This is a genomic window from Streptomyces sp. NPDC059003 (assembly GCF_042740445.1).
Lineage (GTDB): Bacteria > Actinomycetota > Actinomycetes > Streptomycetales > Streptomycetaceae > Streptomyces.
In genome coordinates, this window is the sequence record NZ_JBHYJH010000167.1 from 1 (window position 1) to 19,941 (window position 19,941).

Below are 19,941 nucleotides of genomic sequence, written 5' to 3' on the forward strand. Positions count from 1 at the left end.
TTCCACCCCCGTCCGCCACCGCCCTGGCCCTGCCTGGGCGGGAGTTCGAGAGGGACATCATGAACGACGAGGTACGACCACTGCATGCCCTATCCGGGCAGGTCGCCCAGCTTGACCGGCTCGACGACACGCTCGTCGAGGCCCGCCCCACCGACCTCCTCCAGCAGATGCCCGCGACGGCTGGTCTGCTGGCCGCCCTCGGCCTCTCATACGTGTGGGTACGGCTCGCGCGGCTGGAGGCGAACGCGTTCCTCTGGGAACACCGCGACTACGACGAGCTGGACCAGGTCGCACGGCACCGCCTGCACATCCCGCTGCACACCAACTCCTCCGCGTTCCTGGTCACCGGCGGCACCAAGGTCCACATGAGGGGCGGGCAGATCTGGCGCCTGACCTCGACGTTCCCGCACGGGGTCTGCAACCTGCTCGGCCCTGACCGGATCCACCTGATCGCGGACGTCTACGCCGACGACGCCTACCAGGACCTAGCCGAGTGCTCGCAGCTGCATCCGGCGTCCGCCGAGCCGCTGCCGGCCGCCTCCCAGGCCGAGCTGGCGGACAAGCTCGCCGACGCCCGGCGTCTCGCGGACCTCGGCTACCTGGATGCGGCAGAGCAGTTGCTGCTGCGGCTGTTCTACTCCGTCGCCCTGCCCGAGGGCACCGGCTACGAGCTGATCGCCGACCTGCACACCGCGCTCGGCGACACGGAGGCCGCTGACAGCTGGAAGGCCGCCAGGGACAAGATCCTGGCCCGCACCGCCTGCTGACTGCGCTTCCTCTGTCCGCGCGACTCCCCAGCACGGAAGGAACCCCGCTCATGCCCACCGCGCTCCCGACCGCCCCGGCCCCGGCCGAACTGCAGCTGGCCGCGCTCGCCGAGGCGAACCGGCCCCGGCAGCTGCCGCTGCTGACCCGCATCGCCGAACTTTTCGCCCTGTCCTCGAAGGTGACGCACCTGATCGTCCGCGGCTCCCTCGCCTCGGGCACCGCCGAGCGGCTCCCGGACGTGGACTTCCTCGTCGGCGTCCACGACAATGCCCTGCCCGCGTTCACCGCGGCCCTGGATGACCTGATGACCGTTGCGGCCGGGGCTCTGCTGCCCGGCTGGCGCGATGGCATCGTCGCGGACCTGGGTGGCGTCGGGTTCGTCTTTCTCGTCCAGCACGAGGGCAAGATGGAGCAGGTCGACCTCTATCTCGCCCCCGCCTCCCAGATCCCGCAGATCCGCCGGGAGATCGCCGGGAAGGTGCTGCTGGAGCGCCCATCGGCACGGTCACCGCCTCGCAGGCCGACGCCGCGCGGGCCTGCGTCGCCGAGCACATGCGCCGGCCGAAGTCGTGCACCGAGCTGCTGATCGAACATCTGGTGCTGGCGGTGCTGCTGCACGAGCGCATCCGGCGCGGACAGAGGTTCGTCGCCTACGCGGAATGGCACCTGCTGCACACCGCCACGAAGGACCTGATCAAGACCGCGCTCACCCCGGCGCCCCGGTTCTGGGGCTGGTATCAGCTGCGCGAGGAGCTTGCGCTCACGCCGATCGGCCGGGCCTGCCTGACGGACCTGGATGCGGCGATCACCTCCCCGGCCGTCCCGACCGCGGCCGACGTCGAAGCCGCGCTGGACCGGGTGCTGGCGCTGACCGAGCGGGCCTGCCCGAACGCCCTGGACGGCCTCGCGGACGCCGTCGCCGCCTACCGCACCTACCCGGAGCTGGCATGACCACGAGAGGCGAGAGCGGGATCGCGGTGTTCCTCGGCGGCGTCGTCCCGCCGTCCAAGAGCGAGGAGCATATGGCCGAGCAGGTCGGCGGCATGCTGGCGGCGGCCAAGTTCACGCTGCTGCACGGCGGTTACAACGGGCTGATGGAGGCGCCGCCCGCGGGGCCGCTGCCAAGGGCGGCACGATCGCCGCCCTGTCCCTGGCCAGCAAGCGCATCGAGTGGGGCGAGTTCAACGAGTACGTCACCGAGGCGACCTACCTCAAGACGCTCGGCGCCCGGCTCGATCACTACTTCGAGCACGCGGACGTGGTCGTCGCAATGGGCGGCGGGGTCGGCACGACGTCGCCGACGCCATGGCCACCCTCATCCCGGCCGACGCCCAAGTGCTGGCCGGGGTCGAACTTGGCGGGGTCCCGCTCGTCGTCGCCTTGTCGGCAGCGACCGGGCCTCCGGCCGCGTTCCTGCGGCGGGCCACCAAGCGCTACGGCTCCAAGCGGCAGATCGAAGGGGCGGCTATCGAGAGGCGGCGGGTCGTGCTGGTCGACGACGTGGTCCGTTCCGGCGGCCAGCTGACGGTCATGGCCCGCATCCTGCGGAAGGCCGGAGCCGAGGTCACCGACGCGCTCTGCGCGCTGGAGAGGCCGCTCGGCGGTCGGCGGCTGCTGGAGGAACACATAATGACACTCCAGGCATTGCTGCACGAACGCGACTTCCCTCACGAGACGGGGGCGGCGTCGTGAGACCGGCCGTGCTGTTCGACCTGGACGGGGTGCTGCTGGACAGCCGCAGGGCGGTGCTGGCCACCCTGGCCGGGGTCGCCACCGCCGCCCTCGGACGGCGGGTCGCGGTCGCGGACCTGCCGCCCGGGGCGGCGACGACCCCGAGGGTCGAGGTGCTGTCCGCGCTCGGCGTCGCCGAGCCGGACGAGCTCTGCGAGATCTGATGGGACGTCGCGCTGGCCACGGCGGCCGGCACCCGGCTCTTCCCCGGCGTCCTGGAAGGGCTGATGGCCCTCAAGGACGCCGGGGCGGCCACCGGGCTGGTCACCTTGCAGACCCGGAACCGGCTGCCCTGGCTGCTGCCCCGGCCGTCCTGGACCTGCTGGACACGACGGTCTGCCGGGAGGACGCCAAGCCCAAACCCGCCCCGGACGGGATCTTCCTGGCCCTGGCCCGGCTCGCCGTCACCCCGCACGACGCGGTGTTCGTCGGCGACACCCTCACCGACCGGGCAGCCGCGTTCGAGGCCGGGGTCGTCTTCGCCGGGGCCGGCTGGGGCTATGCCGGAGCGGACGCGCTCGCGGCGGCCAGCTGCCCGGTGATCTTGACCGACCCGGCCCAGATCGGCCCCGGCCTGCTCAGTCTGGTCCCGGCCGGTGGGGCTCCGCAGCAGGTGTCGGCCCCCGCACGCTAAGCGATCTTGACTGCGGATTCGCTACAGTCGGTGTCGCGGCAGGCCAGGACAGCAGCTCTGGCGGCCTGCCGCGACATCGCTGTGATCGACGGATCTGGAGTCAAGGTGCGGCCCATGGGGGCGCGAGCTATCTGCGGCCGCAGGGAGTCGGTCCATAACGTGCGACCCCGCCAGTCAGCGATGACGGTGGCCTTCATGGTGTTCTGCTTCTTCTTCCCGGAAACGAATGCGCGCCGTCCACCGCGGCCGGCCGGTGGCCGTCGGACCTGGATCTCGGTGGCATCCAGCCGCAGCTCGATGCCTTCAGCCTGGGCGTAGGCGAACACGTCGGCCAGAGTCCGTAATCGCAGGCCGGGGCGGTCGGGGACCGCGCACCCCCGCTCGGCCAGGAGCGTACGTATCTCTGCGATCGCACGGGTGATGGTGGAGCGGTCGACGTCGAACAGCAGTCCCAGCACCGAGTGCGGCAGGTCGTGCCGCAGACGGATGAGCGTGGCCACCAGCCGGTCGACGAACACCAGCTGGTGGCGGGCGCCGGCTCCCGCGGCCCGGCTCCTGACCCACCTCGTGCAACATGACGACGACCCTCGACCCCGGCTTGCCGCGGCACCGCCAACTCCTCTGCCACAAGCGCGAGATGACGCCGAGAGATCCCCGTGAACAGCCGATGCGCCAGCACCGCCCGATTGACCATGATCGCCACAGACGCATCATGCCACCGGCCAGGCACGACGCCTCACCCACTATCACGCACCAACTCGCTAGTTCTCGGCCCGGCTCGACGTGTGTTCTTCCCCCACCTGCTGCGCGGTCTCGCCGCCGACACCCTCACCCGGCTCGGCCACGGCCCGGCGGTCGTGGTCCTGGGCGGCGAACACGACGGCAAGGCCCTCCTGGCGGCCGCGATCTCAACCGACCTCCACCAGGGCGGCATCCAGGCCAGCCAGATCCTCGCCGAGGCGGCCCGCACGGTCGTCGGCGGCGGCTCCGGAGCCGCGGCCCCCTCGCCAGCGCCGGAGGACGCCGTCCACAGGCCCTCACCGAGGCCCTGGACCTCGCCGCCCGCGAGGCCACCCGCCTGCTCGGCGAGCGCCGACCGGCGCCCTGCTGGCCCCAGGCCGCCCGGCGCACGGACATGAGAGGGTCCCCGCAGTCCTTGACACCGTTGGCGAATCCGGTGGAGGCTGTCGAACGGCCAGCTCGGAGCGGGATGATGGTGTCGCCAGGCGTGGGGGCGCCACCGTGAGGTGATCGCGATGTCGCTGTGCCCGCAGAGCCCGGGCGAGGTCCCCGCCCAGACAGCCGAGGTGGCCCGGCTGGCGTTCCCCAAGGGGTGCCTGTGCATGCGGATGAGGCAGGTGCTCGGTCCGCTGTTCACCGACGCGGAGTTCGCGGACCTGTTCCCGCGCCGGGGCTAGCCCGCGTGGCCCCCCGGGCAGCTCGCGGTGGTCTCGGTGCTCCAGTTCCTGGAGGGCCTGTCGGAACGTCAGGCCGCGGCCGCCGTACGCGGGCGTATCGACTGGAAACTGCTGCTGGGGCTGGAGCTGACCGATCCGGGCTTCGACTATTCGCTGCTCAGCGAGTTCCGCGACCGACTGGTCACCGATGAACGGCAGCAGCGTGTCCTGGACCTGCTCCTGGACCGACTGCGGGAGAGGGACCTGCTCAAGCGCCCGGGGCGGCAGCGCACCGACTCCACGCACGTCCTGGCGGCGATCCGGAACCTCAACCGGCTGGAGACGGTGGGCGAAACGCTGCGGGCCGCACTCAACGCCCTGGACGCAGCGGCACCAGACTGGCTGTCCGCGTGGCTGCCGGACGAGTGGTTCGACCGCTACGAGAAGCGGATCGAGAACTACCGGCTGCCCGAGGGGGCAGAGGCGCGCGCCGAGTACGCCGCGCAGATCGCCGAGGACGGCGCCGCACTGCTCGGCCGTGTCTACGCGGCCGACGCACCAGCGTGGTTGCGGGAGATCCCGGCGGTCCAGACGCTGCGGCTCTGCTGGCTGCAGCAGTACTACATGGACGACGGCCGGTGGCGGTGGCGCTAGCCCAAGGACCTGCCGCCCGCCCGGCAGCGCATCGACTCGCCCTACGATCCGCAGGCGCACTACGCGACCAAGCGGTCCGTGGCGGCCTGGAGCGGGTACCGGGCACATCTGACAGAAACGTGCGACGCCGACGCCCCGCACCTGATCACGCATGTGGCCACCACCGACGCCCCGGCCGTCGACGCCGAGACCACCGCAGTCGTCCACGCCAGCCTCGCCGCCCGTGACCTGCTGCCCGGCGAGCACCTGGTCGACGCCGGATACACCGACGCCCGCCTGCTGGTGACCAGCAAGAGCGACTACGGCGTGGAACTCCTCGGCCCTGTCCAGCCGGACATCCACTGGCAGAGCACCACCAAGGAGGGGTACGACCTCACCGCGTTCGCCATCGACTGGGATGCCGAGCAGGTCACCTGCCCTCGCGGGCATACCAGCGTCAAGTGGTGGCCGCACCGCACCAAGCGCGGCCGCGACGTCATCCACGTCGACTTCCATCAGCGCGATTGCGGCCCCTGCCCGGTCCGCACCAAGTGCACCCGCGCCAAGACCGAACCCCGCGAACTCACCCTGCGGCCCCGGGCCGAGCACGAGGCCCTCCAGCAGGTCCGCCGCGACCAGACCACCGAAGAGTGGCAGGCCCGCTACCACGCTCGCGCCGGGATCGAGGGCACCATTTCCCAGGCCGTGCGCGCCTTCGGCCTGCGGCAATGCCGCTACCGCGGCCTCGCCAAGACACACTTACAGCACGTCCTCACCACCACCGCCCTCAACCTCGCCCGCACCGACGCCTGGATCAACGGCATCCCACTGGCCCGCACACGTACTTCCCGTCTCGCCCGCCTCCGACCAGGCTCGTGAGCCAATTCGCCAACGGTGTCAGTCCTTGCGGGGACCCTCCGCGCATTCCATCCCGAAGGGGCTGAAGGGGCTGAATTCCCCGCACAGGACTCAGAGCCCTTCTGGGCCCCAGGGCACCGGCGGCACAGGCACGATCCGGGAACCCGATTGTCAGTGGTGCGCGAGACGCTGATCCCATGAATGCCTCCTCGACTCGCACGACCGTCTTCGACCCGCAGATTCCCGACTGCCTGTCCGTCGTCGGGCCAGGCTGGCACCCCTTGCTCATGCGCCTGCACGAACAGCTCCTCGCCCTCGCGCCGGACTACCGCCTCGAGGAGTTCGCCCCGAAGCTCGGCGGTCTGAGGATCTACGTCGCGGACAGGTTCGACGGCGACGGAGAGTTCGACGGCGCCTGGGCTGACGCTGCGGGCCGCCACGCCGAGGCTGCCGAAACCGAGGCCGAGGAGACGTGCGAGGGCTGCGGAGCCATAGGCCGCCCCCGCCTACACGGAGACCATCACGGGACATGGATCAGGACCGTCTGCGACCAGTGCCGCAACCTCCCGAACCCAGAGGGTCACAGGGACTGACAGGGACACATTTCCGGAACAAGGCGAGCCTCTGTTTCATCCTCGATCCACAGAGCGAGGTCCCGGCTCTTGGATGATGGAATGAGTAGCAGTGCCCGATGAACTGCGGTGATGGGAGTTCCTGATGCTCCGTCGACGCTCAATCGCAAGGCACCACCGAGGTGAAGGGCGTGACCGGATCGCGGGGCGCTCGGAAGGAGCGATTCCGTGCGGCATGCGTCTCAAGCGCGACCGGTGGGGTATCCGTTGCCCCTACTGCATCCGATGCGCCCCTTGGGGGTGGTCGTCAGGGTTGCCGTTCGGGTGAAGTGGCAACTTCACTACTTCTGGCACCGAGCTTTCCTGGACGAGACTGCAGGATCTCCACGTGTTCACGTCTACAGGAGCGGGACCGTCTCCGGCCGCCCGCGTGCTCTTGGCTGCCTGAAGATGTGCCGTCCAGAGTGGACGGGCGGCCGACGGGGAGGAGCGCAGTGTGACCGCGATGCGGGTGGGTCTGCCACTGAATCGCTCTGGAGAGCCCGCCGTGACGGTGCCGGTGGGTGAGGCCCGTCTCGACGTCCCGGGCCTGTGCCACCAGGTCGAGGCGGTGCTGGAGGAGTTCCTCGAACACAAGGCGCGTACTGGCGCCGATGGCCAGATGCCGACCGAGGTCGTCCAGGTCCTGCGCGGTCTTCTTGCCGCCGGGGGCAAGCGGCTGCGGCCCGCGCTGTGCATCTGCGGCTGGCGGGCGGGTGGCGGCCGGGACTGCCCTGCCCCGGTGCTCCGGGTGGCGGCGTTGGAGATGTTCCACGCCTTCGCGCTGATCCATGACGATCTCATCGATCGGTCACAGACCCGACGGGGACAGCCCACCGTCCACCGCGCCCTGGCCACCCACCACGTGGGCCGGGGCCGCCGGGCCGCCGACCATCTGGGCTTTAGCGGGGCGCTCCTTGTCGGTGATCTCGCCATGGCTTGGTCCGACGAACTCGTCCACACCGCCGCACTGCCCGCCGAACGCCTGGCCGCCGTACTGTCCATGATCGACACGATGCGCACCGAGGTCACGGTCGGCCAGTACCTGGACGTTATTTCCGGGGGGGAGCGTCCAGGCCGGTCTGAGCGCGGCGCTGAAAGTGATCCAGTACAAGACCGCGAAGTACACCATCGAGCGGCCGCTGCACATCGGAGCACTGTTGGCCGGCGCCGAAGGTCCCGCCCTGGACGCCCTGTCGGCGTTCGCCCTGCCGCTCGGGGACGCCTTTCAGCTACGAGACGACCTCCTGAGGGTCTTCGGGAACCCGGCCACCACCGGCAAGCCGAACCTTGACGACCTGCGGGAGGGGAAGCACACCGTGCTCATCGCCCTCGCTCTCCAGCGCGCCGACACCGGCCAGAACACGTCCCTGCCCACCCTGCTCGGCACCGCAGACTGGATGAGGCCGGTGCCCAACGCGTCCGCGAGATCCTCATCGCCACCGGTGCTCGTGCCGAGGTCGAGCGCATGATCTGTACCCGCCTCGCACAAGTCCACCGCGCCCTCGGGCAGGCTTCTTTCGGACCCGCCGCAGCCGAAGCACTCCACAAGATCGCCGACGCGGCCACCATGAGGGCCATCTGAGTACTCCAGCATCCGTTCCGCGGCCGGGCGAGCGGTGTGGAGGCAGGCTCGACTCGCCCCCGAGGGCAGGAGTCCGGATCGTTCCCGAGAGGAACATCGATCTTGAATGATTTTTGGAGTACCCGATGAAAGAACGCGAGACGTACCGGGTTCCGCAGCTTGGTGGCAGCATCCCGCTGCTGATGCATCCTGATTTCGAGGAGGTTCGGGCCTACACCAAGGAGTTCGTGGATCAGGTTCTGGATGTCGAAGCCGCTGACGCATATGACGCGCTTCGTGGCGACTATGTCAATACCGGAGCCCGCTATATGTCTATGATCTACCCGGATGCGGTCTTCGAACGGCTGAAGCTGATGGCTCGCTTCAGCAGCGCATGGACGTACCTCGACGACCTCATGGACAACTCCTTGGACATCGCCCGCGTCGAGGCGGTCTACGACAGGTTCGCGGCCGCGGTCTTCGGGGGCATAGATGGCGACCTCATCTGCCAACCCGTGACCGCTTTCTTCGCACGCACGGACTGGCATCCTGAGCTGCGCCAGCTCTGCACCGAACAATTCCTCGGCTATCTCCGTGCCGTGAAGTCGATGCGGAATATTGAGATCAACCGGAATCCGATTGCTGTCGACGAGTACCTGGAGCTGCGGGCACCCAACTGTGCCATGAAGGTCCTGCATGCCTTCGCCGGCTATATGACGGCAGACCTTGCCGAGGCATGGTGCCTTGCGGCCAGAACCGACAGCTACCAAAGAGCAGTGCATCTGAGTGGGGAGGCGCAAGGAATCGTCCTGGACCTCTATATGGTCAACGCCGAGCGGCCGGAAATCACGGAGTGGACCAGAGTGGACAGGGTGATCCAACGCAATTCCAGGCAGAAGGCCGGGCGGCAGCAGGCTATCGACACAGCCGTGACGCTGTTCAACGACCGAAATAGCCGGGCAGAACGCGAGATAGCGGAAGTCGCCAGCCGTTTTCCGGCCGTCGCCGCCGCGATGCGCAATGTGCACAGGAGCACGCTTGTCTATCTGGCACGTGCACGAGGCCTGCGGTATGCCATACCGCAGCCGGGTGGGCAGACCTGAGCCTCGATCCCGCGCGATGGTGTGGATGGCGGAACGCGAAGAAGTGCCTTGTGACCTGCGAGGATTGGAGTTCCTAGGCTTTCAACCCGCACGAACAGCAAGGCACTTCAGCAGTGAAATCTACTCATGCTTCCGTCCGGCTTTCCGCCGTGTTCGACGAGCCGAATCTGATCGCGCATGCCGAGCCGGTCCCGGTGATCCGGCTGGCAGAGCGGTGCGGGCTGGACCGGCTGGTCGCCCAGAACGTCCGCATGACCGGCGCGAACAACGGTGCGGGGACGGCCGCGGACACGAAGGTGGTGTCGATCGTGGGCGGCATGGCCGCCGGCGCGGACAGCATCGATGATCTGGACGTGCTGCGCCACGGCGGGCTCGCCCGTCTGTTCGCCGGGGTGCGGGCGCCGTCCACGCTCGGCAGCTTCCTGCGCGCTTCACCTGGGAACACGTGCGCCAGCTGGAGTCCGCGGCGCGGGCGTTCACCTGCAACCTGGCCGCCCACACCGGCATGCTCACCGGCGGCGACGGGCTGGTGTTCGTGGACATCGACTCCAAGGTCAAGCAGGTCTACGGCGCTGCGAAACAGGGTGCCTCGCACGGATACACCAAGGTCAAAGGCCTGCACTTCCAGATCGTCACGGTCAAGACCGGCACCTGCGCACCGGTCATCGTGGCCAAGAGGCTGCGGAAGGGCTCGGCGAACTCCGGCAAGGGCACGGACAGTCTGCTGCGTGAGGCCCTGACCACGATCCGCACGATGGGCCTGACCGGGCAGATCATCGTCCGCGCCGATTCCGCGTACTTCTCCCACAAGATGGTGGCCGCCTGCCGAACGGCCGGCGCCGTGTTCTCCCTCGCCGTCGCGATCAGGAAGAAGATCCGCGAGACGATCGCGGCCATCGATGAGCAGGCGTGGATACCGATCGAGTACCCGCACGCGGTCTGGGACGCCGACGAGGACCGCTGGATCTCGGACGCGGAGATCTGCGAGATACCGTTCACCGCGTTCGTCTCGAAAGCGAAGAAGTACCAGGTCACTGCCCGTCTCATCATCCGGCGTGTCAAGCGTCTGAACCCGGTCTCGGTACCCGAGGGGCAGGCCGAACTGTTCGCCGTCCACCGCCATCACGCGATCTTTACCGACAGTCCCCTCCCGCTGGTCCAGGCCGAGCCGATGCACTGCGAACACGCCGTCGTCGAGCAGGTCTTCGCGGACCTGGAAGACTCTGCCCTGGGCCATCTGCCGTCGGGGAAGTTCACCGCGAACGCCGCCTGGCTCACCCTGGCCGCCACCGCCTACAACCTGGTCCGCACCGCCGGGCACCTCGCGGGCGTCTTCCACGCCAGGGCGCGGACCGGCACCATCCGGCGTCACCTCATCCAGGTCCCGGCCCGGATCGCCCACCGGGCCCGCGGTCTCGTCCTCCACCTGCCCGAACGCTGGCGATGGGCCGACGGCTTCACCGACCTGTGGACCGCGACGGGCCACCGGCTGCGGACCTGGCCCACAGACCCCCGCCCGCCCACGACCAAGGATCTCGGAGACCCCGCATCGGACGGTCACCCGGAACCCGACCCTGCCCGCGAAACGAAAACCACCCGTCAGCCACCCCCATCCGAACCCACCTATTCACCCGGTGGATCGAGGTTCAGCGGTCCAGTCGGTGTCCTCCAGGACGTCGTGGAGCAAGCCAGCCTTGACCAGCTCGTCCCCCATCGGGGCAAGCCCGGCGGCCACCGCGCGTACGTGCACGATGTAGGGCACGCCGATCTTGTCGACCTGCTCGGCATGCTCCAAGCCCCGTCGGCCTTCGCGGCTGGCCAGGCGGGGTTGCTTCATGTCCGGGGCGCACTGTCATTGGTACCAACTACCTTGCAGACATGAGCGATTACGGACGCCCGGACTGCGTGGACAAGGTAACTCTGCCCATCGTGGGCTATGGCGGCACCAACGGGGACGGCTACACCCATGTTCTGACCGGCAGGCGCACGCTGTGCGGAACGCTGGCCAGCGACTCGCGCAAGGGCCCTGCTGACTGCCCTAACTGCCAGTCTGAGCTGGAGAACGAGTCCGACGAAGATGTGGCCTAGCTCTGATGTCTACCTATTGAACTTGGTTGTGGCCTGGCGTTGCTATGCCAGGTCGAGGGAATGGCGTTGGGCGGTAGGTGGGTTGAGCTGGCTGTTTGTGCTGGCTGTTCATCCATACATGCACCACACCCAACTCACTGCGCCCCGCCCACGAGATCGCCGTGTACGGAGGCGACGAAGACGACCTCGTGATCGCGGGCAGATACCTGCGCGTGGCCGAGATCGCAACCTCGGCGACACCGAAGGGACAAAATCCCTGGTCAAAGTGCTGCTATTGCACCGTCACCAGCAGCACGCCGACGTGGTGATCGCCCTCCGTGCCGCTCTGGCAGCGGGCACCCTCAACGAAGACATCATCGCGCTTGAGGCCCGCAAGGCCGCCCAGGCCGCCGGACGGGCCCCCACCGTCACCTCCACCCTGGTGCCGCTGGAACTCGAACCGCCGCAGGTCACCTCGCTTACTCCTCGCCGCCTGGCCCGGGCCCTGCCGAGGACCGCCGGCCCCCGCCCCGCCTGGAGGAATGGGACGAGCTGCTGCACTTTCGCCGGAAGGAATCGCCATGACCACGGCTCATCACGCGCTGACCGCACAGGCATCCGACGCGGCCATCGACACTGCCTCGGCTTCCCCCCCCCATGCGGGCCCAGGCCCCCGAGGTCATCGCTCGCGCCAAGCGCGAACGTCTCTCCTATGCCGGATTCCTCGCCGAACTGCTGATGGCCGAGTGTGAAGACCGCGACCGCCGCCGGGCCGAACGGCGCATCAGGGCCGCCCGCGGCCTGACAAGAGGACGGTGTCCTCGAACAGCTCGGCGGCCTGCTGCGGTACCTGGTCCGGGAGGCCGAGGGCCGCAACGGCGAGCCGTCGGCCTGCGTGCTGGACTCCCAGACCATCAAGACGTCGGCCAACGTGCACCTGGCCAGCCAGGGCACCGACGCCGGAAAGCGGATCATCGGGCGCAAGCGGCACTTGGGCTGCGACACCCTCGGCCTGCTGCTGACTGTCCTGGTCACGGCCGCGAGCGTGTCCGACACCGCGGCCGGGGTGACCCTGCTGACCCGCATCGCCGCCGCCCACCCGCGCATCACCAAGGCGTGGGTCGACGCCGGCTACCGCACCACAGCCATCGACCACGGCGCCCGACTGGGCATCGACGTCCACCCCGTCCAACGCGACCCGGCAGTCAAAGGATTCAAGGTCATTCCAAGACGCTGGACCATCGAGCGCAGCATCGGCTGGCTCATGCACCACCGGCGCCTCGCCCGCGACTACGAAACCCACCCCCACCGCTCCGAAGCCATGATCCACCTCGCGATGATCGACCTGATGGCCCGCCGCCTCACCGGCGAAGCCACCCTGAACTGGCGCGGAACCTGACCCGGAACCAAACACCCACCACCGGACCAAACGCTCCTTACGTCGGAGACTGCGGTACGTCAGGTATTGCGACGACTGGCTCCTCGGATTTGCTGGCCCCAAGAACGAAGCGGAGGAAATCAAGGAACGGATCGGGCAGTTCCTGAGTGCTCAGCTCAGGCTCGAACTGTCAGAATCCAAGACCTTGATCACACATGCCATCAGCCAGGCGGCACGCTTCCTCGGCTACGAGATCCGGGCCCAGCGGTGCGACACGAAACTCACCGGGCCGCGAAGGTCTTCCAGCGGCATCATTGGGCTCTACGTGCCGCGCGACGTGATCCGCCAGCACCGCGCTCCGTATATGAGCGGCGGGAACCCGGCATCGCGTGGCGTACTTCTCCACGACAGCGACTTCTCCATCGTGGCGACGTATCAAGGCGAATACCGGGGACTCGTTCAGTACTACCTCCTTGCTCAGGACGTCTCTTCTCGCTTCTCGCATCTGCGTTGGGTGATGGAGACCTCCATGCTCAAGACGCTGGCCAACAAGCATCGCTCGACCGTCACACGAATGGCCCGGAAGTACCGGACATTCGTCAAGACGGAAGCTGGACCGCTGCGGTGCTTCGAAGTCACAGTAGAGCGTGATGGCGGGAGGAAACCCCTGGTCGCCCGATTTGGCGCATTCCGCTCAGACACCAGCGCGAAGCTGTCGTGGAGGACAACAAGCCGCTGACACCCAACCAGTCCAGCACAACGGAACTGGTGAAGCGTCTTCTTGCGGGCGCCTGTGAGATCTGCGACTCCCGGAAGAGGGTGGAAGTTCATCACATCCGGAAACTCGCCGACCTCAAACAGCCGGATCGTCCTGAGCGCCCGGTCTGGGTGAAACTGATGGCAATGAGGCGACGAAAGACGCTGGTAGTTTGCCGCCGCTGCCACGAGGCCATCCATGCCGGACGTCCAACTCCAGTCCCCCGAAAGCTGATTACTGGAGAGCCGTGATGCGGTGAAAGCAGCGTGTCCGGTTCGGGAAGGGGCCGTCGGAAAAGGACCTCACCCAGAGGCACGTCGTCGGCGGCCTACTTCACTCTACGGCTCGGGATCGGTGAACTTGATCGCCCCGCCTCGGTGCTTGCCGCTGAACTGCCGCCCGACGTGGTCGAGCACGTCGTATCAACGCGCGGGCGGAGAAGCGGGCGAGCATCGTGACCCACTCGACGAGGGCATGCGGGAGGTCGAGTGCGGCAGGATAGGGAACCAACGAGGCTCCTGCGCCGACGGGTTGAGACTTCGAACACCTCCCCAACAGCACGGGAGCCTTGTACGTTGCGGTCCACACCTCGGTCTCGTCGGCCTCACCCGATCAGTGGCCTGGTTGAAAACGCTCACTGAAAAGGCTCGGGGATTCGGTGCGCTCCATGGCCATCGAGCTCGCCCCACGCTGTATCCGGTCAACGCGGGTGAAGCCCCGGCATGATCAACATGGGCTTGATCCGCTTTGACGGACATTCGAGATCAGGGGTTCGTCCCCGAGAGGATGTCCATCATGGAGAGCATGGGGAAGAAGCCTCACTCTCGCCGTTCGTTCACGCCGGAGTTCAAGGCCGAGATCGTCGAGCTGGGCCAGCGTGGTGACCGCCCGGTCGGTCAGGTAGTCAGGGACTTCGATCTGACCGAGACCGCAGTGCGGAACTGGGTCAGGCAGGCCGAGGTCGACGCGGGCGAGCGTGACGGGCTGACCAGCAGCGAGCGTGAGGAGCTGGCTGCGCTTCGGCGCGAGAACCGCCGCTTGCGGGAGGACGTCGACATCCTCAAGCGGGCCACGGCTTTCTTCGCGAAGGAGACCCGGCAACGGTGCACTCGTTCATCGAGGCGGAGAAGCAGAGCAACCACAACGTCAAGCGCGCGTGTGAACTGCTCAAGGTCTCCCGCGCCGCCTTCTACGCCCGCCGCAACCGCACCCCCGGCCCCCGTGCGGTCCGCGACCAGGAGCTGACCGGGAAGATCACCGAGGCCCAGCACTCCCGCGGCACCTACGGGGCCCCGCGCTTCCATGCCGTCCTGCAACGCGAGGGCGAAAGATGCGGACGGCGCCGCGTCGCCAGGCTCATGCGGGACGCCGGACTTCAAGGCCGGCACCACAGGCGGCGACACCTGACCACCGTCCCCGACCCGCGGGCCGCCGCCAGGCCCGACCTCATCGGGCGCGACTTCGCCCCCGACGCGGCCGCACTCGACATCCGCTGGTGCGGCGACATCACGTATATCCCGACCGATCAGGGCTGGCTCTACCTGGCCACCGTGATCGACATCGCCTCCCGCCGTGTCGTCGGCTGGGCAACCGTCGATCATCTGCGGACCGACCTGGTCGCCGACGCCCTCAAGGCCGCCTGCCGACGGCGCCGCCCCACCCGTCCGGTGATCTTCCACTCGGACCGCGGGTGCCAGTACACTAACCAGCAATTCGCGTCCCTGGCCGCGGAGTTCGACGTCCGGCTATCGGTCGGCCGCACCGGGCAGTGCTGGGACAACGCCCTCGCCGAGTCCTTCTTCGCGACAATCAAACGGGAACTGCTCGGCACGAAACCCCGGCCCAGCAGGACTCTCGCCCGTACCGCGATCTTCGAGTGGATCGAGAGACCCCGTTGCCCAATTGCTTATGCGGCAAGATCGAGGACAGCGAGGTGTGATGTCCGGGTGGGGATGAGTGGTTGCCCAGCCCACCAGGCGTCGATGCGGATGAGGTTGATGGCAGTGGCTGTGAGGATGTGTGCGAGGGCGGTCTTCCGCAGCCCTGCGTAGCGGGTGCGGCGAGCGCCAGTGGCGGTGACGGCCTGGTGGATTGTGCCCTCCACGCCGGAGCGGATCGCGTAGACGGCCTTCCACTCCTCGGTTTCCTGCTCGACTCGGACGCGTTCGAGGACGGCGTCTTGATCTTGCGGGCGGACGGTGAGTCGTCGGCCGTAGCGGGTGGAGCTGGTGCACTGCGCGCTAGCCGGGCAAGGCACGCGGGTCTCGGTGGCGAAGCGGATGCGGATCGCGGGCCGCTGGTTGTTGTCGAGTCCTTCGGTCCAGTAACGGCTGTGAGCGCCGTTGGGGCAGGGCGCTTATTGGGCGTCCCAGTCGATGGTGAAGGATGTCTTGCCGTAGCCAGCGGCCTGGACAGTGTGGCGGGTGCGCGGCCTGACCGGGCCGATGACCCGGACACCGCGCTGGCTGGGCGCGGTGAGCAGGAGCTCCGCCGAGATGTATCCGGCGTCCATCAGGTGTTCGCCGGGCGGCAGGTGCTTGGCATGTAGCCGGTCGTGGATCTCGTCGACGACCACAGGGTCGCCGACCGTGGCGTCCGTGGTGACCACGTGAGTGATCAGGTGGGGTCGGCCGCTCTCCTGGGCGTCGCAGGTCTCGGTGAAGTGGACCTTGTAGCCGTCCCAGGCTGAGCCGCGCTTGACGGCGTTGCGGGAGTCGGGGTCGTAAGGCGAGGTGATCCTCGCTCTGCTGGGCGGGAGATCATTCTTCCCCCGCCAGGCCACCTCCTGCACCCCGTCCATGACCGTCCGCTGAGACTGCTGCAGCCACACTGTCCGCAGGATGCCGACCGCGGGCACTTCCCGCAGCCCAGTCGGGAGCGGCTGACGCGAAGGCCGCCTCAAGGAACAGGTAGCCGTCGGCTGCAATGCGCCAGGTGAGCTGAGTCCGCTCGTTCTCATCACTTGGCAGCCGATAGGAGTCCATTCGTGCACCGTACTGTTTCTTCCCGGCTGGGGGGGCATCCAGGACGCGAGCCACCGAGCTTCTTCAGAGTTGCTGTTCCAGGGTGAGGACGGCTTTGGCGGTTGGCGTCATGCGGTTGGGGCTGCATCGGGATCTGCGGAAGATGCGCCAGGACTTCAGGCGGGCGACGCCGCGTTCGACCGGTGCCCGTGCCGCGGCCAAGGCCCGGTTGACGGTCTTCTCGGTGGGGGTGAGTTCCTGCAGGGGTCTGCGTTTGATGCCGGTGGTCAGCCAGGTGCCGCCGCCCTGGTAAGCGAGATCGGCCAGGATGGGGACGACCTGGCGCTCGCAGATGCGGATGACCCGGTGGGTGCGGGCGGCGGTCAGGTCGTGGGATCGGCCCGGCGGTGCTTGTGGGAGTAGTCCGCGCTTGAGTCGCCGACCCGGTCGCACTCGGCGAGGGTGCCGTCCAGCAGGACGAAGTCCACCTTGGTCTCGCGCAGGACCTTCAGCAGACCCGGTGCGCGTTCGGCGAGCAGGTCGATGACCTCGCTGGTGTAGGCGTGGGCGGTGGACTCGCTGATCCTGAACCCGGCAGCGATTTTCGCACAGAAGCGGCTCTCGCCACCCTCGATAAGGCTTATGAGGCTGCTCCGGAAACCATCCGCTACAACGGATACGCCCGGCGCATTGTCCTTGAGGAAACCACCCCGAAGAGGAGCGGACCGCCCGGGAATGGGGCAACGTCCGCCCTCGTCTACGGTGCGGGCGGTGCCTGGAACGCCGGGTCGGTCAGGTACGCGGTGAAGGGCTGGAACACGCTTAGTCTGTACGCGGTGTGCTTGGTGAGGCCCGCGTGCTTCAGGCACCACACTTGGGCATCATCGGAGTCCGCGCTATTGAGGGAGCGGGCACCACAGGTCAGGCAGGTGCCGACGTACGTTGCGTCCGTCCCGGCATCAGCTTTGAGAGTCCACTGTGCGAAGCCGTAGCGGGCCCGTGGGGTACCGCGATCACTGCTCATCCGAATGCCTCTGCCAGAAGCGTCGGACCGCTGCCATCGTCCCCGTTGGGGTCGCTGTCGTCGGATTCATAGCCGAGGGCGGCCAAGCGATCCCCCGGCTCTTGGCGATCGCCTGCACCTGGCGCAGGGACTCCGTCAAGCAAGCCGCCATGTAGCGGAGTTCGCCGGACGTGGTCTCGTCATCGGCCAGCACGGCATTGGCGTGGCCCAGGAGGTCATCTGCCATGTTCATCCACGGCAGCAGTCGGCCGATGAACGGTTCACTCATGACCTGGTCACCTCCACCCCGTGAATGCATCGAGGCCCGATGTCCACGCCGTAGAGAGCAAGCCACAGTGCGAAGCGCCGTGATCGCTGACGCCGTGCCCTTTGGCGCTGCTCGTGCGCGACCGCGTACGGACGGATCAAGCGGACTGCCTCATCTCGCAGCGCGGGGCCAGAGACGCACGGCAGGGGCAAGGCGGAGGCTTCAGGGGACGGCACGCAGCAGCGCCTCTGGTGCCCGCGTGGAGGCCGCAGAAACCGCAACAGCGGCTCGAAGAGTCGGACGATACAGTTCGGCACGTCGACCTGCTTTCTCAGGTTGGCCACGCCCCCGGACCGGTCGCACGGTCGCGGGGGTCTTCGGTTGTCGTGAGACGACTGACCGTAGGGCCGCTGAGATGCGGATGAAAGAGGTTCACTGACCCCGCTGAAAATGCTTACAGGACACAACGGATGCTTCTGCGGGCGTAAAGGCGAATTGCATCATAAAAGCGCCTTGCGTGATTCCACCTGGAACACCTCATGATCAACAAAGTCTGAACAACCTTCCTGGGGACTCACGTTTTGGTGCATTCAGCGAAGAGGTTGACGCCTAGAGGTTCACTGAGCATGCGCGTGGCGGGTCTGCCGAAAGCGGAAGTCTGAAGGAGACGGTCGAGGTCGTGTTCGTCTCGGTGAATCAGACGCCAGTCGAAGACGTGGTCCATTAGCGCACGGGTGGTGTTGCGGGGGTGGAAGTTCCCTAGGAGGATTCGCCCTCCTAGACGGAGCATCCGATGGACGACATTGACCAGTGAGACGACCAATGCGTCATCAAAGTAGTCGATCAGCCCGATCGAATAGACCAGATCCTGATCGACCAGATCTGTCTCGGCGCGCCCGGTGGCCAGGCTGATCAAGTTCTCTTGCAGCAGTCTGGCCCCATCGGGCTTCCCCATTGCGGTAAGGCTCTTGCCTACATGGGCCAAAGCCTCCTCGTCGAAATCAACCAACGTACTCTGGAGATGAGAGGGGTCGGGTAGTTCGGCCAAGATGTCGAGTACTTCCTGGGCGGGTCCACAGGCCAGACTGGTGACCTTGGCGGGCCGCGGGGCCACTTCCTGCAAAGTTGCACGGATTTGTCTGGTCATCAATTCACGCCGATTCTTCACCGCCCGCGACGACGGCAATTCCAAGAAGGCCCGGTCCAGCGCCCTGCCCAGGTCCCCGTCCCCCCTAGCGTTATCCTCATAGAACCACGCAATCGCCTGGTAGTCCCCGGCATAACCTCTGGGTTTGGTGTAGCAACGCGCCGCGTGCCCCGACAGCAGCAGATATGGCAGCAACTCGCCACGCATCCGTACCCCTACCTGCTCCTTCGCCTCCGCACACCCCGGAGCATCAACCCCGATTTGCTCATTCAGCACACGCGCCAGATCGCTCACACGCTCCTGCAGTTTCCTCGTGGGATCAGGCCTACCGTCTTTTTCCCGAAACCACAGGTCACAGGCCAGGGCAGCCTCCTTAAACCCTAGCAATGTCGGGGCCAGCCGTGTCCAAATCAGGTCGTATTCCCGCTCTTCGGTCTGCATCAACTGCCCCTTCCTGCCGTGCACTGCCCAAGTCCATGGTGGAGGGGTCATCAAGGCGGATCCGACAACCAGTTTGAGAGACTTGGTGATTTGTCAAAGACACGAAGTCAGCGCGGCCAAGGGCTGGCATATCGAGGTGTAGTGGGCGCGATGGGACAGCATCGTACAGCTCTGCGGGGGATCGCGTCCTTGAAGTGGTGGTAGCCGGGCCGGGCCTCGGAACGCGCGTGTCTGCCCGGGGCGTGCACCCGTTGCCTGCGACTGCTCCCTGAGGAAGGACAGGCCAACGCGCAAGTCTCCCTGGTAAACGGGCAGTTCGATCGGAGGAGCACATGATGGCCTTGTCCCAGTCTGGGCTGATGCGGCTGCTTGACTCACTACGTTGGGCCGATGGAGTTGAGGCAATCAGGGTGGTGTGCGAGCGCATCCTGCAGGAGCTGATCGAGGCGGAGGCCACCGACGTGATCGGTGCTTCCCCGGACGGCACTCGGGCCTTCCATCTGGGAGGTAGGCGCTGTTTCGTGTGGTTATGCGGTCAGGTTCATGTTACGTGATGCTTCGCAGGTGATGGGGTTGAGTTGCTCGTTCGCCGAGTGGCGGCGCCAGGTGTTGAAGCGG

General features: G+C 67.3%; 19 protein-coding genes and 9 pseudogenes. 19 read left to right on the top strand and 9 right to left on the bottom strand.

The genetic code is table 11. The features are described from left to right. The 6 genes from ACFWZ5_RS37075 to ACFWZ5_RS37100 all read left to right on the top strand — a co-directional run. On the top strand, positions 1-767 hold a 767-nt coding region (locus tag ACFWZ5_RS37075), incomplete at its 5' end, for an aspartyl/asparaginyl beta-hydroxylase domain-containing protein (protein WP_384891877.1). Positions 768-817: 50 nt separating this feature from the next. Further along, complete coding sequence (locus ACFWZ5_RS37080) at positions 818-1,354, top strand: hypothetical protein (RefSeq protein ID WP_384891880.1); 537 nt, start codon at positions 818-820, stop codon at positions 1,352-1,354. Continuing rightward, the gene (locus tag ACFWZ5_RS37085) at positions 1,321-1,719 is read left to right on the top strand and encodes a hypothetical protein (RefSeq protein ID WP_384891882.1); all 399 of its coding nucleotides are present in this window, start codon (positions 1,321-1,323) and stop codon (positions 1,717-1,719) included. The genes ACFWZ5_RS37080 and ACFWZ5_RS37085 overlap by 34 nt, the downstream gene beginning before the upstream one ends. A gap of 354 nt (positions 1,720-2,073) precedes the next feature. Then, on the top strand, positions 2,074-2,460 hold the full coding sequence (locus ACFWZ5_RS37090) for a phosphoribosyltransferase family protein (RefSeq protein WP_384891885.1): 387 nt from the start codon (positions 2,074-2,076) through the stop codon (positions 2,458-2,460). After that, the gene (locus ACFWZ5_RS37095; RefSeq protein WP_384891888.1) at positions 2,457-2,663 is read left to right on the top strand and encodes a hypothetical protein; all 207 of its coding nucleotides are present in this window, start codon (positions 2,457-2,459) and stop codon (positions 2,661-2,663) included. Before ACFWZ5_RS37090 ends, ACFWZ5_RS37095 begins: the two co-directional genes overlap by 4 nt. Then, positions 2,663-3,133, top strand: a complete 471-nt coding sequence (locus ACFWZ5_RS37100; RefSeq protein WP_384891891.1) for an HAD family hydrolase — start codon at positions 2,663-2,665, stop codon at positions 3,131-3,133. Before ACFWZ5_RS37095 ends, ACFWZ5_RS37100 begins: the two co-directional genes overlap by 1 nt. Before the next feature lie 134 nt (positions 3,134-3,267). On the opposite strand, the pseudogene ACFWZ5_RS37105 reads toward ACFWZ5_RS37100, so the two are convergent. Beyond that, a pseudogene (locus ACFWZ5_RS37105) lies at positions 3,268-3,827 on the bottom strand (transposase family protein); the annotation flags it as partial. 91 nt (positions 3,828-3,918) lie between these two features. Here ACFWZ5_RS37105 and ACFWZ5_RS37110 point away from each other — a divergent pair. From ACFWZ5_RS37110 to ACFWZ5_RS37120, 3 genes and pseudogenes are all read left to right on the top strand, one after another. Further along, a complete protein-coding gene (locus ACFWZ5_RS37110; RefSeq protein WP_384891894.1) occupies positions 3,919-4,272 on the top strand; it encodes a hypothetical protein in 354 nt (117 codons plus the stop codon). A 117-nt stretch (positions 4,273-4,389) separates the two neighbouring features. Further along, positions 4,390-6,042 (top strand): annotated as a pseudogene (locus ACFWZ5_RS37115) (IS1182 family transposase). A 176-nt stretch (positions 6,043-6,218) separates the two neighbouring features. After that, positions 6,219-6,614 (top strand): hypothetical protein, encoded by a 396-nt coding sequence (locus ACFWZ5_RS37120; protein ID WP_384891896.1) that lies wholly within the window; start codon positions 6,219-6,221, stop codon positions 6,612-6,614. A 286-nt stretch (positions 6,615-6,900) separates the two neighbouring features. Here ACFWZ5_RS37120 and ACFWZ5_RS37125 read toward each other — a convergent pair whose 3' ends face one another. Continuing rightward, entirely contained in the window at positions 6,901-7,425 is a 525-nt protein-coding gene (locus ACFWZ5_RS37125; RefSeq protein WP_384891921.1) for a hypothetical protein, read from the bottom strand. Here ACFWZ5_RS37125 and ACFWZ5_RS37130 point away from each other — a divergent pair. From ACFWZ5_RS37130 to ACFWZ5_RS37140, 3 genes and pseudogenes are all read left to right on the top strand, one after another. After that, positions 7,324-7,629 (top strand): annotated as a pseudogene (locus tag ACFWZ5_RS37130) (polyprenyl synthetase family protein); the annotation flags it as partial. The gene ACFWZ5_RS37125 and the pseudogene ACFWZ5_RS37130 sit on opposite strands and share 102 nt — an antisense overlap. Positions 7,630-7,732: 103 nt before the next feature. Further along, positions 7,733-8,104, top strand: coding sequence for a polyprenyl synthetase family protein (locus ACFWZ5_RS37135; protein ID WP_384891899.1), 372 nt, complete (start codon positions 7,733-7,735; stop codon positions 8,102-8,104). Between the two features lie 238 nt (positions 8,105-8,342). Then, positions 8,343-9,299, top strand: coding sequence for a hypothetical protein (locus ACFWZ5_RS37140; protein ID WP_384891901.1), 957 nt, complete (start codon positions 8,343-8,345; stop codon positions 9,297-9,299). Positions 9,300-9,406: 107 nt separating this feature from the next. On the opposite strand, the gene ACFWZ5_RS37145 is transcribed toward ACFWZ5_RS37140, so the two are convergent. Beyond that, on the bottom strand, positions 9,407-9,664 hold the full coding sequence (locus tag ACFWZ5_RS37145) for a hypothetical protein (protein ID WP_384891903.1): 258 nt from the start codon (positions 9,662-9,664) through the stop codon (positions 9,407-9,409). An 80-nt stretch (positions 9,665-9,744) separates the two neighbouring features. On the opposite strand from ACFWZ5_RS37145, the pseudogene ACFWZ5_RS37150 reads away from it, so the two are divergent. Further along, positions 9,745-10,710 (top strand): annotated as a pseudogene (locus ACFWZ5_RS37150) (IS1380 family transposase); the annotation flags it as partial. A 234-nt stretch (positions 10,711-10,944) separates the two neighbouring features. Here ACFWZ5_RS37150 and ACFWZ5_RS37155 read toward each other — a convergent pair. Then, positions 10,945-11,136 (bottom strand): annotated as a pseudogene (locus ACFWZ5_RS37155) (phosphohydrolase); the annotation flags it as partial. A 41-nt stretch (positions 11,137-11,177) separates the two neighbouring features. Here ACFWZ5_RS37155 and ACFWZ5_RS37160 point away from each other — a divergent pair. The 6 genes and pseudogenes from ACFWZ5_RS37160 to ACFWZ5_RS37185 all read left to right on the top strand — a co-directional run bounded on the left by ACFWZ5_RS37160 (position 11,178) and on the right by ACFWZ5_RS37185 (position 15,552). After that, entirely contained in the window at positions 11,178-11,387 is a 210-nt protein-coding gene (locus tag ACFWZ5_RS37160) for a hypothetical protein (protein ID WP_384891905.1), read from the top strand. Between the two features lie 784 nt (positions 11,388-12,171). Then, positions 12,172-12,765 (top strand): annotated as a pseudogene (locus ACFWZ5_RS37165) (transposase); the annotation flags it as partial. Positions 12,766-12,949: 184 nt separating this feature from the next. Further along, complete coding sequence (locus tag ACFWZ5_RS37170) at positions 12,950-13,483, top strand: group II intron reverse transcriptase/maturase (protein WP_384891907.1); 534 nt, start codon at positions 12,950-12,952, stop codon at positions 13,481-13,483. A gap of 80 nt (positions 13,484-13,563) precedes the next feature. Further along, complete coding sequence (locus ACFWZ5_RS37175) at positions 13,564-13,752, top strand: hypothetical protein (protein ID WP_384891918.1); 189 nt, start codon at positions 13,564-13,566, stop codon at positions 13,750-13,752. A 553-nt stretch (positions 13,753-14,305) separates the two neighbouring features. After that, positions 14,306-14,536, top strand: a pseudogene (locus tag ACFWZ5_RS37180) (transposase); the annotation flags it as partial. Between the two features lie 68 nt (positions 14,537-14,604). Beyond that, positions 14,605-15,552 (top strand): IS3 family transposase, encoded by a 948-nt coding sequence (locus ACFWZ5_RS37185; RefSeq protein WP_384891909.1) that lies wholly within the window; start codon positions 14,605-14,607, stop codon positions 15,550-15,552. Here ACFWZ5_RS37185 and ACFWZ5_RS37190 read toward each other — a convergent pair. From ACFWZ5_RS37190 to ACFWZ5_RS37210, 5 genes and pseudogenes are all read right to left on the bottom strand, one after another. Next, positions 15,543-15,791, bottom strand: a pseudogene (locus ACFWZ5_RS37190) (transposase); the annotation flags it as partial. The gene ACFWZ5_RS37185 and the pseudogene ACFWZ5_RS37190 overlap by 10 nt on opposite strands. Positions 15,792-15,857: 66 nt before the next feature. Further along, positions 15,858-16,331, bottom strand: a complete 474-nt coding sequence (locus ACFWZ5_RS37195; protein ID WP_384891911.1) for a hypothetical protein — start codon at positions 16,329-16,331, stop codon at positions 15,858-15,860. 217 nt (positions 16,332-16,548) lie between these two features. Beyond that, positions 16,549-17,078, bottom strand: a pseudogene (locus ACFWZ5_RS37200) (transposase family protein); the annotation flags it as partial. 399 nt (positions 17,079-17,477) lie between these two features. Beyond that, positions 17,478-17,756, bottom strand: coding sequence for a hypothetical protein (locus ACFWZ5_RS37205; RefSeq protein ID WP_384891913.1), 279 nt, complete (start codon positions 17,754-17,756; stop codon positions 17,478-17,480). Between the two features lie 553 nt (positions 17,757-18,309). Then, positions 18,310-19,323 (bottom strand): class I SAM-dependent methyltransferase family protein, encoded by a 1,014-nt coding sequence (locus ACFWZ5_RS37210; protein ID WP_384891916.1) that lies wholly within the window; start codon positions 19,321-19,323, stop codon positions 18,310-18,312. Between the last annotated feature and the right edge of the window lie 618 nt (positions 19,324-19,941).

Excerpts from the sequence above, each read along its gene's own strand:
- ACFWZ5_RS37120 (WP_384891896.1), top strand. The coding sequence starts at position 6,219 with ATGAATGCCTCCTCGACTCGCACGACCGTCTTCGACCCGCAGATTCCC.
- ACFWZ5_RS37090 (WP_384891885.1), top strand. The coding sequence starts at position 2,074 with ATGGCCACCCTCATCCCGGCCGACGCCCAAGTGCTGGCCGGGGTCGAA.
- ACFWZ5_RS37210 (WP_384891916.1), bottom strand. The coding sequence starts at position 19,323 with ATGCAGACCGAAGAGCGGGAATACGACCTGATTTGGACACGGCTGGCC.
- ACFWZ5_RS37205 (WP_384891913.1), bottom strand. The coding sequence starts at position 17,756 with ATGAGTGAACCGTTCATCGGCCGACTGCTGCCGTGGATGAACATGGCA.
- ACFWZ5_RS37125 (WP_384891921.1), bottom strand. The coding sequence starts at position 7,425 with ATGGATCAGCGCGAAGGCGTGGAACATCTCCAACGCCGCCACCCGGAG.
- ACFWZ5_RS37140 (WP_384891901.1), top strand. The coding sequence starts at position 8,343 with ATGAAAGAACGCGAGACGTACCGGGTTCCGCAGCTTGGTGGCAGCATC.
- ACFWZ5_RS37085 (WP_384891882.1), top strand. The coding sequence starts at position 1,321 with ATGCGCCGGCCGAAGTCGTGCACCGAGCTGCTGATCGAACATCTGGTG.
- ACFWZ5_RS37160 (WP_384891905.1), top strand. The coding sequence starts at position 11,178 with ATGAGCGATTACGGACGCCCGGACTGCGTGGACAAGGTAACTCTGCCC.
- ACFWZ5_RS37100 (WP_384891891.1), top strand. The coding sequence starts at position 2,663 with ATGGGACGTCGCGCTGGCCACGGCGGCCGGCACCCGGCTCTTCCCCGG.
- ACFWZ5_RS37080 (WP_384891880.1), top strand. The coding sequence starts at position 818 with ATGCCCACCGCGCTCCCGACCGCCCCGGCCCCGGCCGAACTGCAGCTG.